This is a genomic window from Ensifer sp. R-19 (assembly GCF_049905105.1).
In the GTDB taxonomy this organism is placed as follows: Bacteria; Pseudomonadota; Alphaproteobacteria; order Rhizobiales; family Rhizobiaceae; genus Ensifer.
The window spans coordinates 3291920-3307585 of sequence record NZ_CP184569.1; the positions used below are offsets into that span (position 1 = coordinate 3291920).

16 protein-coding genes and 1 tRNA gene are annotated in these 15666 nt (G+C 62.4%); 5 read left to right on the forward strand and 12 right to left on the reverse strand.

The window, feature by feature from the left end; all coding sequences use genetic code 11:
• Positions 1 to 2: 2 nt before the first annotated feature.
• The 3 genes from ACN9MO_RS15940 to ACN9MO_RS15950 are packed head-to-tail and all read right to left on the reverse strand — an operon-like array spanning position 3 to position 2562.
• Positions 3 to 1163: an AGE family epimerase/isomerase gene (locus ACN9MO_RS15940; RefSeq protein ID WP_110878826.1), complete on the reverse strand. Its 1161-nt coding sequence runs from the start codon at positions 1161 to 1163 to the stop codon at positions 3 to 5.
• A gap of 3 nt (positions 1164 to 1166) precedes the next feature.
• Complete coding sequence (locus tag ACN9MO_RS15945) at positions 1167 to 1661, reverse strand: heme-degrading domain-containing protein (protein ID WP_112997075.1); 495 nt, start codon at positions 1659 to 1661, stop codon at positions 1167 to 1169.
• A gap of 4 nt (positions 1662 to 1665) precedes the next feature.
• Positions 1666 to 2562: an ROK family protein gene (locus ACN9MO_RS15950; RefSeq protein ID WP_112997074.1), complete on the reverse strand. Its 897-nt coding sequence runs from the start codon at positions 2560 to 2562 to the stop codon at positions 1666 to 1668.
• A 251-nt stretch (positions 2563 to 2813) separates the two neighbouring features.
• On the opposite strand from ACN9MO_RS15950, the gene ACN9MO_RS15955 reads away from it, so the two are divergent.
• Together ACN9MO_RS15955 and ACN9MO_RS15960 are read left to right on the forward strand one after the other, a co-directional pair.
• Positions 2814 to 2890, forward strand: a tRNA-Arg gene (locus ACN9MO_RS15955).
• A 132-nt stretch (positions 2891 to 3022) separates the two neighbouring features.
• Positions 3023 to 3523: a GNAT family N-acetyltransferase gene (locus ACN9MO_RS15960; RefSeq protein ID WP_112997073.1), complete on the forward strand. Its 501-nt coding sequence runs from the start codon at positions 3023 to 3025 to the stop codon at positions 3521 to 3523.
• Here the strand turns inward: ACN9MO_RS15960 and ACN9MO_RS15965 are convergent.
• Positions 3520 to 4422 (reverse strand): LysR family transcriptional regulator, encoded by a 903-nt coding sequence (locus tag ACN9MO_RS15965; protein ID WP_112997072.1) that lies wholly within the window; start codon positions 4420 to 4422, stop codon positions 3520 to 3522. The two genes, ACN9MO_RS15960 and ACN9MO_RS15965, sit on opposite strands and share 4 nt — an antisense overlap.
• Positions 4423 to 4535: 113 nt before the next feature.
• On the opposite strand from ACN9MO_RS15965, the gene ACN9MO_RS15970 reads away from it, so the two are divergent.
• A complete protein-coding gene (locus tag ACN9MO_RS15970; protein ID WP_112997071.1) occupies positions 4536 to 5258 on the forward strand; it encodes an SDR family NAD(P)-dependent oxidoreductase in 723 nt (240 codons plus the stop codon).
• Positions 5252 to 5740, forward strand: a complete 489-nt coding sequence (locus ACN9MO_RS15975) for a RidA family protein (protein ID WP_112997070.1) — start codon at positions 5252 to 5254, stop codon at positions 5738 to 5740. The genes ACN9MO_RS15970 and ACN9MO_RS15975 overlap by 7 nt, the downstream gene beginning before the upstream one ends.
• Positions 5741 to 5925: 185 nt before the next feature.
• On the opposite strand, the gene ACN9MO_RS15980 is transcribed toward ACN9MO_RS15975, so the two are convergent.
• From ACN9MO_RS15980 to ACN9MO_RS15995, 4 genes are all read right to left on the reverse strand, one after another.
• Positions 5926 to 6858 carry a phosphatase PAP2 family protein gene (locus ACN9MO_RS15980; RefSeq protein WP_057255060.1) on the reverse strand — a complete coding sequence of 311 codons (933 nt, stop codon included), beginning with the start codon at positions 6856 to 6858 and terminating at the stop codon, positions 5926 to 5928.
• A 189-nt stretch (positions 6859 to 7047) separates the two neighbouring features.
• A complete protein-coding gene (locus tag ACN9MO_RS15985; RefSeq protein WP_110878799.1) occupies positions 7048 to 7416 on the reverse strand; it encodes a VOC family protein in 369 nt (122 codons plus the stop codon).
• Between the two features lie 135 nt (positions 7417 to 7551).
• Entirely contained in the window at positions 7552 to 7713 is a 162-nt protein-coding gene (locus tag ACN9MO_RS15990) for a Thivi_2564 family membrane protein (RefSeq protein ID WP_089044368.1), read from the reverse strand.
• 133 nt (positions 7714 to 7846) lie between these two features.
• On the reverse strand, positions 7847 to 8569 hold the full coding sequence (locus ACN9MO_RS15995; protein WP_112997068.1) for an META domain-containing protein: 723 nt from the start codon (positions 8567 to 8569) through the stop codon (positions 7847 to 7849).
• A gap of 209 nt (positions 8570 to 8778) precedes the next feature.
• On the opposite strand from ACN9MO_RS15995, the gene dxr reads away from it, so the two are divergent.
• The gene (gene dxr, locus ACN9MO_RS16000) at positions 8779 to 9954 is read left to right on the forward strand and encodes a 1-deoxy-D-xylulose-5-phosphate reductoisomerase (RefSeq protein ID WP_425987124.1); all 1176 of its coding nucleotides are present in this window, start codon (positions 8779 to 8781) and stop codon (positions 9952 to 9954) included.
• Positions 9955 to 10204: 250 nt separating this feature from the next.
• Here dxr and hemA read toward each other — a convergent pair whose 3' ends face one another.
• The 4 genes from hemA to ACN9MO_RS16020 all read right to left on the reverse strand — a co-directional run bounded on the left by hemA (position 10205) and on the right by ACN9MO_RS16020 (position 15478).
• Positions 10205 to 11419: a 5-aminolevulinate synthase gene (gene hemA / locus ACN9MO_RS16005; protein WP_057255058.1), complete on the reverse strand. Its 1215-nt coding sequence runs from the start codon at positions 11417 to 11419 to the stop codon at positions 10205 to 10207.
• 330 nt (positions 11420 to 11749) lie between these two features.
• Positions 11750 to 12547 carry an FAD binding domain-containing protein gene (locus ACN9MO_RS16010; RefSeq protein WP_057255057.1) on the reverse strand — a complete coding sequence of 266 codons (798 nt, stop codon included), beginning with the start codon at positions 12545 to 12547 and terminating at the stop codon, positions 11750 to 11752.
• Positions 12548 to 12562: 15 nt separating this feature from the next.
• Positions 12563 to 14908, reverse strand: a complete 2346-nt coding sequence (locus tag ACN9MO_RS16015; RefSeq protein ID WP_112997303.1) for a xanthine dehydrogenase family protein molybdopterin-binding subunit — start codon at positions 14906 to 14908, stop codon at positions 12563 to 12565.
• A gap of 81 nt (positions 14909 to 14989) precedes the next feature.
• Complete coding sequence (locus tag ACN9MO_RS16020) at positions 14990 to 15478, reverse strand: (2Fe-2S)-binding protein (protein WP_034802397.1); 489 nt, start codon at positions 15476 to 15478, stop codon at positions 14990 to 14992.
• Positions 15479 to 15666: the final 188 nt, after the last annotated feature.

Here is a 15666-nt window from a genome sequence, read left to right on the forward strand (position 1 = left end):
AATCAAAGCCGTGCCAGGCAATCCTCGGTTTCGTATATGGCGCAGAGGATGTGATAGAAGCTGCTGGCCGGTGCAGGCTCGTCAACGAAGCTGCCATCGGCCTTCTGCTTGTCGCGCCAGAGACCCGCGACCGGGGTCTCCAGGAAAGTCTGAAGCGCTGCCGCCGCCCGCGCAGCCGAAGCGAGATAACGCTCCCGCTCGGCGCCGCCGGTCAGCGCCGCGAAACGAACCGCGGCCTTCAGCCACTCGGTCTGCGGCCAGAGCCGCGCGATCGGGTCGGCCACCGAGAGATCGTCGAGAAGCGTCATGATCGCAACGTTGCGGTTCGCGCAGATGCCGTGCGCCTCGCCGATATCGAAGAGCCGCCGCGCTTTCACGATCGCCTCGGCGCTGCCGCGGCGTTCCGCCCAGCGCAACAGCAGCCAGGCCCATTCGAAGAGATGACCGGGCTCTACGATGCGGCCCTTGTCGCCGGCAATCGGCGCCCAGTCGTGATCGAAGAACTCACGCAGGACGCCGGTCTCAGCGTCGATGAAATGATCCATCGCCAGATCCGCAATCTCGTCAGCGAGATTGGCCCAGGCGACCTGATCGAAGCCCTCGACCGCCTCGCTGGCGAGGCACGCCTCGAAGAGATGCATGTGCGGGTTGGAGCAAAGCGGCAGGCGCGGAGGGTTGTCTTCCTCGAAGCCGGCGACCGGATGCTTGACATGCGCCTCGATCCGAGACCGAAGGTCGTTGCTGCGTTCGATCATCTCCGCCTTTCGAGCCGGCACGACCTCGGCAAGGTAAGCGAAGGCGAGCAGCGCGAAAGCCTGGTTGTAGAGATCGAAGGACGGATCGAGAAGATTACCGTCGGCATCGGCGAGCGCGCCGTAGAAACCGCTCGGCTGCTTGAAGACGCGATCGAAATAGGCAAGTCCGCCTTCGGCAGCACCGCGCCAGTCGCCGCTCCATCCGCGTCGGCCCGCCTCCGAGAAGCAATAGACCTGCCGCGGCTGCACCCGCGAACGCCGGTTGGCGCGGGTCGGTTCACCTGCCATGTCGATCGTCTCAACGAAGCCACCTGAGGGATCGACACCCTTGTCACGCCAGAGCGGCAGGGCTTTGTCGGCCAGCCATTGCGACAAAATCTGGGACTGAGAGAAAATATCGCCTGCCAACACTTAACCCTCAAGCTTCAGCGCGTCGTGATCCTTGCTGAGCAAGGACGAAAGCGCTTCAACGACCATGTTGTGGTCCTCGCGCTGCGGCAAGCCGGAAACCGTGACTGCGCCGATGCAGCCGGTGCCTTTGACGACGATCGGGAAGCTGCCGCCATGCGCGGCGTAATCAGCATCGGCAAGCCCGAGCTTTGCCTGCAGATTGGTCTGTGCCTTGGCGAGCTCGCGGCCCGTGGCATAGCTGCTCTTGAACAGCCGGAAGACGGTGTTGCGCTTGCGGCGCACCCAGTTCGGATTGTCGGGCGTCGCCCCTTCGAGCGCGGCGTAGAACACCTGCATCGAAAACAGCGTGATATCGATGACCACACCGAGCTTGCGCTCGACCGCCATCTTGCGCAGCAGCGCGCCGAGCTCCCAGGCCGTTTCGAGATCGAAGCGCTCGAACTGCAATTCCTGTTCCTGCCGCGCGATGCGGCCCAAGTCCTTGTCGATATTCATGGGTTCAGTCCTTCCAGAGCCAGGCCGCACCGCGCACACCGGAACTGTCGCCATGCAGGGCCTTGCGGATGGGGGTTTCGAACGTGTCGCCGAAGAGATAGTTGACCACCCGCGGCGGCACGTCGTCATAGATCTCGTCGACATTCGACATGCCACCGCCGAGCACGAAAACGTCGGGATCGACGATATTGGTGAGCAGCGCCAGGCTGCGCGCCAGCCGGTCGACGAAGCGCTCGTAGACGCCCGTTGCCACCGGGTCGCCCGCCCGCTTCGCCTCGATGATGTCGCGCCCGCGCTTTTCGACACCTGTCGTCAGGCGATAGTCGAGCTCGACGCCGGTACCGCAGGCATACATGTCGAGGCAGCCGTGTTTGCCGCACCAGCACTTATGCCCGGGATACTCGTCCTTCGTCATCCAGGGCAGCGGATAGTGGCCGATCTCGGCGGCAACGCCCTGGTAGCCGGCATGCACCTTCTTGTCGATCGCAAGGCCGCCGCCATGGCCGGTGCCGACGATGACGCCGAAAACCACATGCGCGTCCTTGCCCGCACCGTCGACCGCTTCCGAAACCGCCAGGCAGTTGGCGTCGTTGGCGAGCCTGACCGCACGGCCGAGTGCCGCCTCCAGGTCACGTCCGAGCGGCTTGCCATTGATCAGCACCGCATTGGAGTTGCGCACGATGCCGGTGCGCGGGTTGGGGCTGCCGGGAATGCCGATGCCGATGGAGCCTTTTTCGCCCGCCGTCTGCTCCGCCGCGGCAACCAGGTCGAGAACGGCGCGAATGCAGTCGTCGTAACCGCTGGTCGGGGTCGCGACGCGATGCCGGGCGCGCGTTTCGCCATCGCGGCCAAGCGCGATGACTTCCATTTTTGTGCCGCCCCAATCTATTCCGATGAACATATGTGGATCAGGTCTCTGATGAAGGTCTCACGGGGAACGCCAGCCTCCTCAAGCCGACGCCCGCCTTGCTTAGCATTCGAAAGACCGGAAAGACCAGCCCCCGTTTCGTAATCGATTTCAACCCGTGGGGACCCCGGCGACGCGCCGCCCTTTCAGGATAGCCGAAGCTCGACACGGCCTGCATTTCCGCCGGTACTCATGCAAAAACACTTGGCTAAGACGCCTTGCTTTTGTATGGGTGCTATCCAAGTGGTCCCGTAGCTCAGCAGGATAGAGCATCAGATTCCTAATCTGGGGGTCGCGCGTTCGAATCGCGCCGGGATCACCATAAAAATCAAATAGATAGAATTCCAACCCTCCGACACATTCCCCGGGCCGTTCCCCACTCGCGTTTACGCAGCGCTCTATGCCCCCGGCCAAAATGTGAGATTCCAGCCAAACGCATTACACTGGTGCACTCATGGTTCAGTTGCTCGTGACCTATATGGAAATGCGTGGACAACGCGCGGGCGAAGCGCTTCCACCGCCGATCGAGCATGCAGCGGTCGCGCCCGAGCTGCCCGATGCCGCCACGTTCCTATCGCTCTACCGCGCCGTCGGCGAGCCGTTGCGCTGGGATCAGCGCCTGCGCATGAGCGCAGCCGAGCTCGACGGTTTTCTTCGCAGCGAATCGACTGGCCTCCACATCCTGCGGGTGGACGACCGAGCGGTCGGGCTCTGCGAATTCGACCGCGTCGGGACACCCGACATCGAGCTCACCCATTTCGGCTTGGTCCCCGAGGCGTACGGCAGGAAGCTCGGACCGTTCCTGCTCGACAGCGCGCTGCGCGCTGTCTGGAGCCGCGGCCCGAACCGCATCTGGCTTCACACCGACGAATGGGATCATCCCAAGGCGCAGGACACCTATCGCCGCGCCGGCTTCAGCGTTTTCGCGCAGAAGCGCGAAGAGGTCGACGGCTAGCGAAGCGGCTGCCATGCCGGGCCACGCCAGGCTCTCAACGCCTGCAGAAAGACCTGCAGTCGCGACGGCAGAAACCGCCGCGTCGGATAGACCGCGTGCACAAAGACATCAGGGGCCGACCATCCGGGAAGCACGCGCACGAGCCTGCCGTTCGCAAGCAGGCTGTCGCAGAAGATCGGCGGTAGCCGGCCGATGCCATGGCCTCGCTCGGTCATGGCGCTGGCCGATTGAATATCGTGGACCGAGACGGCTCCGGTCACGTGAAGCCTGATCGATTCGTCCCCGTTGACGAGATGCCATTCGGTTTCATTGTTCCGGGCGTTGACCAGCACACAGCGGTGGTCGCGCAGATCTTCCGGCGCGGAGGGCATGCCGTGTTCGTGCACGTATTCTGGAGCAGCCACGAGGAAGTGGGTGCTCCTGCCGATGCGCTGTGCGACGAGCGACGAATCGCGCAATTCGCCAAACCGGACCGCGACGTCGATGTTTTCGGCAACGAGGTCCATGAACATGTTTGTGACCAGCAGGTCGACCTTGATCTCGGGGTATTTCTTCAGGAAACCAGACAGGAAATCAAAGAACGGCGGCTGCCCGAGAGTCATGGGGACTGTGATGCGCAAAAGCCCCTCGGGTTTTCTTTGCGCTTCGCTCAGGACCCGTTCCGCGTCGTGAAGCTGCTTCAGCGGTTCGCTGCATTCCGCGTAGTAAGCGCGCCCCTGAAGCGTGAGGTTCAGTTTGCGCGTCGTCCGCTGCAACAGAGTGACGCCCAGTTGCTCCTCGAGGGCCGTGACCTTGCGGCTGACGGTGGAGACCGGCATGCCAAGCGCCCGCGCCGCCCGGCTGAAGCTCTCGAATTGGGCAACGGCCGCAAAGACCGCGATATCGTTCAAATCGACCATGCCCGCGACTTTTGCACTGATGGAAAAGTAATTCCAGATAATTTCATATAATCGTGCAATCGCACCTCGATCATATTGATCCCACGAACGCAATCCAACCGTGGAGAGATCAAATGACCAACAAGGTCGCCATCATCACCGGCGCGTCCCAGGGTATCGGCGCGGGCCTTACAAACGCCTTCCTCGCTCAGGGCTACAGTGTCGTCGCAACCTCGCGAAGCGTCAGCCAGTCCCGGGACATCGTCGAATCGGACCGGCTGGCCCGCGTCGACGGCGATATCGCCGATCCGGCCACGGCGAAACGCGTGGTCGAAACCGCGATCGATCGATTCGGCTCGATCGACGCACTCGTCAACAATGCCGGTATCTTCTTCACCAAGCCCTTCGTCGACTACACCGCCGAAGACTACCGCCAGCTGAGCGCGACGAACATCGAAGGCTTCCTCCACACGACCCAGCTGGTCGTCAAGCAGATGCTGGCGCAAAAGAGAGGCGGCAGCATCGTCAGCATCACGACGCCGCTGGCCGATCGCCCGATCGCGGGCATGAACGCCTCGGTCGCGATGCTGACCAAGGGCGGCATCAATGCGATCTCGAAGAATATCGCCATGGAATACGCAAGGGACGGTATCCGCGTCAACGTCGTTGCACCCGGCGTCGTCGACACCCCGCTCCACAAGGACAACCCGAAGGATTTCCTCAACACGCTCTCGCCGATGCACAGCATTTCCAGCGTCGATGAAATCGTGGATGCGGTCCTGTTCCTGACCAGGGCGCCCCGCGTCACCGGGGAGGTGCTGAACGTCGACGGCGGCGCGCATTTGGGCAAATGGTAAGCCGCGGGCAAGCACCCGCCGCTGGCGCAGAACAGCGGCTGAATGAACTCGGCATCGCGCTGCCTCCTCCACCGACACCGTTCGGCAACTATGTCGAAGGGGTCAGGATCGGCAAGCTGCTCTATCTGAGCGGAATGCTGCCGGTTATCGACCGCAAGCCGCAGGTCGTCGGCCGGCTTGGGGTCGAATTAACGGTCGATGAGGGACGGCGCGCCGCGGAAATCGCTACCCTGAGTGCATTGTCGGCAATCAAGGCGGCGCTCGGTTCGCTCGACAAGGTCGCTGCCGTCGCCAAGCTCGGCGTCTACATCGCAACATCAGGCGATTTCCGCGATCATCCTCAAGTCGCCGATGGCGCATCCGATCTGCTGGCCAAGGTCTTCGGTCGCGAGCTTCTCTCGGGCCGTATCGTCCTCGGCGTCGCCAGCCTTCCGCTGGGATTGTCGGTCGAAATCGAGCTTTTGGTCGAAGTGGCAGATTGAGACCATCGGTCGGCGGCGATCCACGCCGCCGACTTTCGGGAAGGAAGTCAGTTCGTCATTCGCCTGTCACGAACAGAAGCTATTTGAACAGTCACACCTTCTTGATGACCACGGATGAACTGGCGTCGATCGAAGGTGATGAGGAAGGTCGGGTTTGCCCCGGCCTTTTTTGTTTCGGTCATTGCCTACAGTGTCGTCGCAGCCTGCTCTGGCCGGTACCGTTCCCTTCCCAGCCCCATGACCGCTCTAACCACCAGGATTGAAACCACAGCGACCATTGCGCCGGCAATCACATCACTCAAATGATGTCCACCTTCCGGCAGCGTACCGATGATCATCACTGCGTTCAAAACAGCGATCGGGCCGGCGGCCCAGCGAACGCTGCGCAGGGAATACACGACCATGATTCCAAGGGCCGTGTGGTAGGAGGGGAAAGTCACAAGGCCTTGCGCGTTCCCAACGAACAGGTTGAAGTTGTCCCCCGACCTCAGCCTCAGCAGTTCGGAGTAGTGCCACATCCCGGCTTGTGCCGTAAACGCGTCGAAGGTTTCGGGCGGCGGATCGAAATAGGCATAGGCGCCCGCGGCCGGAAACATCGCCATCAACAGGCCGGTAAACACCGAGGAAACCGCAAGCAGCGCGACGAACTCCAAGGCTTTGTCCGCTCGCCGAGCCGCACTGTACAAGAGAAACAGCGCAATCACCTGAGGCGTCAGGCTGTGATAGGCGATTACCAATGCCCATGCGACCGGCGGAGACCCGTTCGTCGTCTCCAGAAACGAACGCCAATCGAAGCCTAGCGCCGCGTCGAGTGCGGCCAGTTTGCCATCGACCAGGGGAACCTGGGTTGCCGAGGCCAAATACATGAAGATGGCACTGACGAAGCCGAGTGGTAGAAAGATCGTGGAAACCGCGACCAGTACAATCAGGCGGTCCGCAGCCCATCGCATCGCACCGGCCGCCCACGATCTTTCATCGCGCAGGCGGTAGAGAACAAGCCTGCCGATCAGATAGGCAGCCAAAGCGGCCGACGCCGCCTTCGCAAGGTGACCAAAGTTTCGAGGATCAAGGCTGATCACTGAAAATGGCAGCCACACAACATCGATCGCCGCGAACAAGACAGTCACGGCAACGATGATCGAACCAAACGACGATTAGCCCCCATATCGACATAGAACCATTCTTTGCCAGTACCGGCAATACTTGGTTCAACTCGAGCAAGGGCCGCGTCACTGCTTTCCCGAATAGGGATCAACCACCTGCAGGCTTAGGCAAAATCGACCCGGAATCACAGCGTTCGCAGCACTTCAATCATCGGGCCGGCACACACGCAGCCGATGGCCATCCGGGTCGAGCGCGACGAAGGTGCGACCGAAGACGGCCGTTTTCAGCTCCTGCTCGATCGTAAGCCCCCGCTCCCGCCAAGCGGCATAGAGCCGCTCGACCTCGGCATCGTCCTTCACCATGAAGGCGATTTCCGAGCGATGGCCCGTGCCGGAGGATACGAAATCCTTCGCCGCCGTGGACCAGAGACTGAAGGTCAGGCCGTTTTTCAGTTCGAAGGCGACATAGCTTGGAAAGGCGGCGGCGGGCTCGCGATCGAGCAGGTCGGTGTAGAAGCGTGCGCTCGCCAGCGGGTCTTCGACATAAAGCAGGATGAGGTTCGGTGACAGCATGGTCGGGTCTCCCGTTTCGATGACGCGACCCTAGACATAACGACTGTCAGCTTCCGTCAGCATCGACCGACCGCGCAGAAAAACCGCAGGCACATCGGAGCCGGCGGCTTTCACATTGGTTGGGAACGAGGTGCGTCAGAAGACGGCCAGGTATTTCAACAGAGAGATGATGCCGATGATGATGACGATGATCTGGACGATCTGTTTGGCGCGCGCGTCGAGCGGCAGCCGCTGGACGAGATAAAGCACCAACACGATGACAAGGAACGTAATCAGGATTCCGATAAGTAGCCCCATGGATCAACTCCCTTTTCACAACGACAGCGCGATTGCGCCGGGATTGTAACTATGGAGCGAGGGTAAAAGTTCCGATTCTCCCGGAAACTTCTTTAGCCGGGTTGGTTGGAGAAGTTGCCGGGCAGCCTCCGCGTCAAGGCGCAGGCTTGCAGGCGATGCCCTGGTCCTGTTCGCCCTTCGTCGCGTCGAAAAGCGTCGCTTCGTCGCCCTTGGTCCACCAGATATACTGGCCGCCGGCATATTTCGCGCCCGAAGCGGCAATCACATTGGAGGCGACGACAAAGGTATCGTCGATCGTGAAAGTCACCAGCGAGACCGGGCCGGCATTGATGTACTCCGCTTCGACGGGCTTGCCGCCGCAGTCATAACGCGCCGATTGCCGGTTCACCGCACCGGCTCCCGGAGCACGGAACGTCACGTCGATCCCTTCGGAACCCACCGTCATCGACGCCAGTTTGATCGCGGTCCGGCCCTCCGCCTTGCTGAGCACGAGTTTCGATCCGTCGACTGCCCAGGAGAGTTCGCTGCCAAGCGCCTCCAGGAATTTCTGTTCCTGGGTCATCGCCGCCGGCACGCACATCTTGCGTGTCGATGCGGCCGGGCCGAAGGTGATCTTCGTGCCCGACAGACTGAAGGTGCCGGTGAAATGGTTGCAGCCGGCCATGCCGCCATAGGTGCCGTCCTCGCGGATTTCCAGCGTCGATTGCAGATCGTCGATGACGCCGCCGCCACCGATGTCCTCGGCAAGCCAGGTACCGACGAGCTGCGGCGGAACGTTTTCGGCTGCAACCGGCTGCATCGAGGCCATCTCGATGGTCACGCACGCGCAGGAAACGGCGGTAATGATCTTCAGCATCGCGAACTCCTTCGGGCTCCGACTCAAAGCAGTCCGATTCTTAGCCCGTGGACGACACGGATTGAAGACCGCGCCCTTGTTGCCGGCGGAATTCGCCTGTAGAGCCTAGCAAACAACATAAAAACTCGGATCGATCTCGCGAAGATCACGTGTCCGCAGCGCAGGCTGCGCCGGGCATCCCGTCCGAAAAGAAGAACATGGGTATTGGTATGGCATCCCGCGACAGTGCGAAGCGCCGACTGACGATCCTCGGATCAACCGGTTCGATCGGCACCAACACGCTCGACGTCATCGAGCGCCTTGGCGGTCGCGAGCGCTTCGAAGTCGTCGCTGTCACCAGCAACGGCAACATCCCCCTGCTCGCCGAACAGGCCGTGAAGGTTGGTGCAGAACTCGCCGTCACCGCCAACGAAAACCAATTCGAAAACCTGAAGGCAGCCCTTGCCGGCACCGGCATTGCCGTCGCCGCCGGCCGAAGCGGTCTGATCGAGGCAGCCGAACGCGATGCCGATTGGGTGATGGCGGCGATCGTCGGCAATGCCGGTCTTGCTCCCACGCTCGCAGCCGCCCGCCGCGGCGCCGACATCGCACTCGCCAACAAGGAGTGCCTGGTTTCCGCCGGAAGCCTCTTCATCGACGCGGTGAAGAAGGGTGGCGGCCGGCTGCTGCCTGTCGACAGCGAGCACAATGCCATCTTCCAGGTGCTGGACGAGCACCAGCGCCACGCGGTCGAGCGCATCATCCTGACGGCTTCGGGTGGCCCCTTCCGCACCAAGTCGCTCGAGGAGATGCGGCATGTAACCGCCGATGTCGCCCGCGCCCATCCCAACTGGTCGATGGGCCTCAAGATCTCGATCGACAGCGCCTCCATGTTCAACAAGGCGCTGGAGATGATCGAGGCGAAGCACCTCTTTGCCCTCAAGCCGGAACAGGTCGAGGTGATCGTGCATCCGCAGTCGGTGATCCATTCGATGGTCGGCTACACGGATGGCTCGGTGCTGGCGCAGCTCGGCTGCCCGGACATGCGCACCGCCATCGGCTACGCACTCGCCTATCCGAGCCGCTGCAGCCTGCCGATCGAACGGCTCGATTTCGCCAAGCTGTCGCGCCTCGATTTCGAAGCGCCGGACGAAGTGCGCTTCCCGGCAATCCGCCTGGCGCGCCGCGCCATGGTCGAGGGCGGCGTGCAGGGGGCCGTGCTCAACGGCGCCAAGGAAACGGCGCTCGACGCCTTCATCGCCGGACGAACCGGCTTTCTCGCCATGGCGGAGATCGTCGAGAAGGTCATGGACAAGCTCGCCGACCTGCCGGCGGCTACATCGATGGACGATGTCTTCGCCGCCGACGAAAAAGCCCGGCATCTCGCGGCCGGGCTGCTTCAATAACTGGTCTGGTCGGGCATCCCGCCCCTCATCCGCCTGCCGGCACCTTCTCCCCGCAAGCGGGGCGAAGGGACGTTGCAGCACCCGCTCTGATCCGCCCCTAACGCTCGAAGTTCCTGCTTCTCTGAATGGAGAGAGGCGGTGTTTCGGCATTGAACGGACACAGAGTTCAGCCGTTGTCCTCGTTCCCTCTCCCCGCGAGCGGGGAGAGGGTTAGGGTGAGGGGCATACTTCTCGGAAGCTAAGCCGCCGCTTACGCGACCGCGCGGGCCAGCGCACAGCGCGACCACAGCGAATGCAGCGCGTTGACGAGATGGTCGATATCGGCATCCGAATGCAGCGGCGTCGGGGTGATGCGCAGGCGCTCGGTCTTCTTGGGCACCGTCGGATAGTTGATCGGCTGCACATAGACGCCGAAATTGTCGAGCAGCAGGTCGGAGATCCACTTGCACTTGGCAGCGTCGCCAACCATGACCGGCACGATATGGCTCGGGTTCGGCATATGCGGAATGCCGCGCTGGTCGAGCAGCGAACGCAGACGACGGACGCGCTCCTGGTGTGCGAAGCGTTCGACCTGGCTTTCCTTCAGGTGGCGGATCGAGGCGAGCGCACCGGCGGCAAGCGTTGGCGGCAGCGCCGTGGTGAAGATGAAGCCGGAGGCAAACGAGCGGATGAAGTCGCAGAGCGCCGCAGAACCGGTGATATAGCCACCCATGACGCCGAAGGCCTTGCCGAGCGTGCCTTCGATCACCGTCAGGCGATGCATCAGGCCTTCGCGCTCGGCAATACCGCCACCGCGCGGACCGTACATGCCGACGGCATGCACTTCGTCGAGATAGGTCATGGCGCCGTACTTGTCGGCGAGGTCGCAGAATTCCTTGATCGGCGCGATGTCGCCGTCCATCGAATAAACCGACTCAAACGCGATGATCTTCGGCGCGCGCGGATCGGCGGCGGCGAGCTTGGCTTCGAGGTCAGCGACCGAATTGTGCTTGAAGATGACGCGTTCGCACTTGGAGTGACGGATCCCCTCGATCATCGAAGCGTGATTCCCGGCGTCCGAGAAGACGATGACGCCAGGAATCTTCGAACAGAGCGTCCCGAGTGCGGCCCAGTTGGACACGTAGCCCGAGGTGAACAGCAGCGCCGATTCCTTGCCGTGCAGGTCCGCGAGCTCGCGCTCAAGCAGGACGTGGTAATGGTTGGTACCGGAGATGTTGCGGGTGCCGCCGGCGCCGGCGCCGCATTCGTCGATGGCGCGCTTCATCGCCTCGGTGACGATGGAATGCTGGCCCATGCCGAGATAGTCGTTCGAACACCAGACGGTGACTTCCTGAACGCCCGCAGCCGTGTGGCGCGCTGCCTTCGGGAAGTTGCCGCGATGACGGGCGAGGTCTGCGAAAACCCGGTAGCGGCCTTCCTGATGCAGCCCGTCCAGCTCGTTCTTAAAGAAATTCTCGAAATCCATCATTTTCTCCAGTGCCCGGTCGCTTTTCTTCAATCAAAGCGACCTGGGGTCAACCTCGGAATGCTCGGCATCTGCCAACTGCGGCAAAAGGCCCCTGAAGCGCTGCGTGTCCAATGAATGCATCCGGAATGATCTAGCATTTTCGGACCGAAGCATCTTCGCTGCTTTCACTGAAACCGTTTCAACCTGGAGAGCCCTAGTTTTGAAACATTCCAAAGAAAGCCCTAGCGCATGTTCATCTCTTCAAGCTTGATCGAAGTCAAGCAAGGATGAAAAAAGGACGGCCGAAGCCGCCCCCTTTTTTTGCTGTTTGGCGATACCCCATGCCGGTCAGGCCGCCGCCACGGCGCGCTTGGCCATGACCTTCACCAGATTGGCGCGGTAGGCCGCGTCGGCGTGAATGTCGGAGAGCAGTTCCGAGGCATCGACGCTGACATTGCTGAGCGCGTCCGGCGACCAGTTGGCAACCAGCGCCGCCTCCATATCGCCATGCCGGAACACCCCGTTCGCTCCCGCTCCGGTAACGGCCACCCGGACGTCGCCATTGTCCCGTCGCGCGACGAACACACCGGTCATCGCGTAGCGCGATGCCGGATTGGCGAACTTCTGATAGGCAGCCTTGGCAGGCGCTTCGAAGCTGATGGCGGTGACGATCTCGCTGTCCTCCAGCGCTGTTTCGAACAGGCCGGTGAAGAAATCATCTGCCGCAATCTCGCGCTTGTTGGTCACGATCGTCGCACCGAGCGCCAGCATCGCCGCCGGATAATCGGCCGCCGGGTCGTTGTTGGCGATGGAACCGCCGATCGTGCCCATGTGCCGCACATGCGGGTCGCCGATATGGCTGGCAAGGCTGCAGATCGCCGGACAGACGGCTTTGAGCGCCGCCGCCGACGCCACGTCATAATGTGTCGTGGCGGCGCCGATCCGCACTGACCGGCCGGAAACCGTGATGCCTTGCATCTCGGCGATATGCCGGAGGTCAATGAGATCGCTCGGTGCCGCCAGCCGCTGCTTCATCGTCGGGATCAGCGTCATGCCGCCGGAGACATACTTGCCTTCGCCGGCCGCTTCCATTCGGCTGACGGCATCCTGAACCGAGGACGCCCGGTGATATTGGGTCTCGTACATGCGGTGTCCTCCCGTTCACTTGGCCGCGTGCGCCGCCGCCCACACCTTCTGCGGTGTTGCCGGCATGGTGAGCGCGTTGTTGCCGATGGCATCCGTAATGGCGTTGATCAGCGCCGGCGGCGAGCCGATCGCGCCCGCCTCACCGCAACCCTTGATCCCCAAGGGATTGTTCGGGCAGGGCGTGTTCGAGGTCGAGACCTGGAACGACGGCAGATCGTCGGCACGCGGCATGGCGTAGTCCATGTAGCTTGCCGTCAGCAGCTGGCCCGAGGGGTCGTAGTGTACCCCTTCGAGCAGTGCCTGGCCGATGCCCTGGGCAATGCCGCCATGAACCTGCCCCTCGACGATCATCGGGTTGATGATATTGCCGAAGTCGTCGGCGGCGACGAACTGGACGATCTTGGTCCGCCCCGTATCGGGATCGACCTCCACCTCGCAGATGTAGCAACCGGCCGGGAAGGTGAAGTTGGCCGGATCGTAGAAGGCGCCCTCCTTCAGGCCCGGCTCCATGCCCGCGGGCAGGTTATGGGCGGTGTAGGCGGCAAGCGCCATCTGGAACCAGGGCACCGCCTTGTCGGTGCCGGCAACCTTCAGTTCGCCGTTCTCAATCACGATGTCGCTTTCGTCCGCTTCCATCAGATGCGCGGCGATCTTCTTCGCCTTGGCCTCCACCTTGTCGAGTGCCTTGACGACGGCGGACATGCCGACGGCGCCGGAGCGCGAGCCGTAGGTGCCCATGCCCATCTGCACCTTGTCGGTATCGCCATGCACGATGTTGACGCTGTCAATCGGAACGCCGAAGCGGTCGGCGACGAGCTGTGCAAAGGTGGTCTCGTGGCCCTGGCCGTGGCTGTGCGAGCCGGTCAAGACCTCGATCGTGCCGACCGCATTGACCCGCACCTCGGCCGATTCCCACAGACCGACGCCGGCCCCGAGGGAGCCCACCGCCGCCGACGGCGCGATGCCGCAGGCCTCGATGTAGCAACTCATGCCGATGCCGCGCTTCATGCCGCGGCGATCGGCTTCCGCCTTGCGGGCGGCAAAGCCGTTCCAGTCAGCCGCCTGCATCGCTGCGTTCAGCGACGCTTCGTAGTCGCCCGCGTCATAGTTCATGATCACGGGCGTCTGGTGCGGGAAGGAGCGGATGAAGTTGACCCGCCTCAGTTCCGCCGGTGAGACCCCGAGTTCGCGCGCCGCCGTCTCCATGGTGCGTTCGAGCAGATAGGTCGCCTCCGGCCGCCCGGCGCCGCGATAGGCATCCACCGGTGCGGTGTTAGTGTAGACCGTGCGCACATTCGCGTGGATCGCCGGGATGTCGTACTGGCCGGAAAGCAGCGTCGCATAGAGATAGGTCGGCACCGCCGAGGAGAAGAGCGACATATAGGCGCCGAGATTGGCGATCGTGTCGACCTTCAGCCCGATGATGCGATTGTTCGCATCGAAGGCCATCTTCACCGTCGACACGTGGTCGCGGCCATGCGCATCGGTCAGGAACGCCTCGGTCCGATCCGATGTCCATTTGACCGGCACGCCGGTGCGCTTCGACGCCCAGAGACAGACGATCTCCTCCGGATAGATATAGATCTTCGAGCCGAAGCCACCGCCGACATCGGGCGCGATCACCCTGAGCTTGTTTTCCGGAGCGACATTATAGAAGGCGCTCATCACCAGCCGCGCCACATGCGGGTTCTGGCTGGTGGTGTAGCAGGTGTAGTGGTCGTCGCCGGCGTCATAGATGCCAAGTGCGGCCCGCGGCTCCATCGGATTGGGCGAGAGCCGGTTGTTATGAATCGTGACCTCGGTGACATGCGCGGCCGATGCGATCGCCTTGTCAGTCTCCGATTCGTCGCCGATCTGCCAGTCGAAGATCAGGTTGTTGGGCGCTTCCGGATGAAGCTGTGGCTGTCCCGCCTCGAGCGCTTTCGACGCATCGATCACGACGGGAAGTTCCTGATAATCGACGACGACCGCCTCGGCCGCATCGCGTGCCTCGGCCACGCTATCGGCAACGACGATCGCCACGGCATCACCTACATAACGCACGGTCTCGTGCGCAAGCGGCCGCCAGGCGCCCATCTTCATCGGCGATCCGTCCTTGGAGTGGATCATCCAGCCGCAGATCAGGTTGCCGATACCGTCGGCGAGGATCTGCTTGCCGTCGAGCACGTCGATCACGCCGGGCATGTCCTTGGCCGCAGACGCGTCCACCTTCAGAATCTTCGCGTGCGCATGCGGGCTGCGCACGAACACCGCATATTTCATGCCCGGCACGGACATGTCGTCCGTATAGCGGCCCTTTCCGGTCAGGAACCGCTTGTCTTCCTTGCGCGCCACCCGCGCGCCAATGCCTTCAACGCCCATTGCCTATCTCCTCCCGAGATATCCAGCGACAGTCCTTCGATGACATGCCTTCGGGGCGAGGTCCCGCCCCCAAATCTACCGCTATTCTGCGGCCACGCGGGCGCCGCTCATCTCAGCGGCGGCAGCAAGGATCGCCTTGACGATATTGTGATAGCCGGTACAGCGACAGATGTTGCCTTCGAGCTCGGCGCGCACCGTCGCCTCGTCCAGTTGGCCCTGGTGCCTTCGGATCATGTCGACGGCCGTCATCACCATGCCGGGTGTGCAGAAGCCGCATTGCAGGCCGTGATTGGCCTTGAACGCCGCCTGCACCGGATGGAGTTCGCCGTCCGCCGCCAACCCTTCGATGGTGGTGATCGTGGATCCGGCCGCCTGTGCGGCGAGGATGGAACAGCTCTTGACCGATTTTCCGTCCATATGGATGACGCAGGCGCCGCACTGCGACGTGTCGCAGCCGACATGGGTGCCGGTCAGTCCGAGATTTTCGCGTATGAATTGCACCAGCAGTGTGCGGTCGTCGCAATGACCGCTCACCTGACGGCCGTTGACCGTCATTGTTACTTTCGCCATTTCGCTCCTCCGGGGTCGGTCAATGCCAACACGAGCGCGGCCGAAAAGTCGGGTGAGATGGTTCACGCGACTAGGGTACGCGCCAACTGATATCGATGCCCGTCGCCCACGGATCCGCTCCTCCGGATGTCGCAGGCTTGTTTGTATCATTTGTCTTTTTTGGGAATGCCGCAACCGCTACCGCCCGC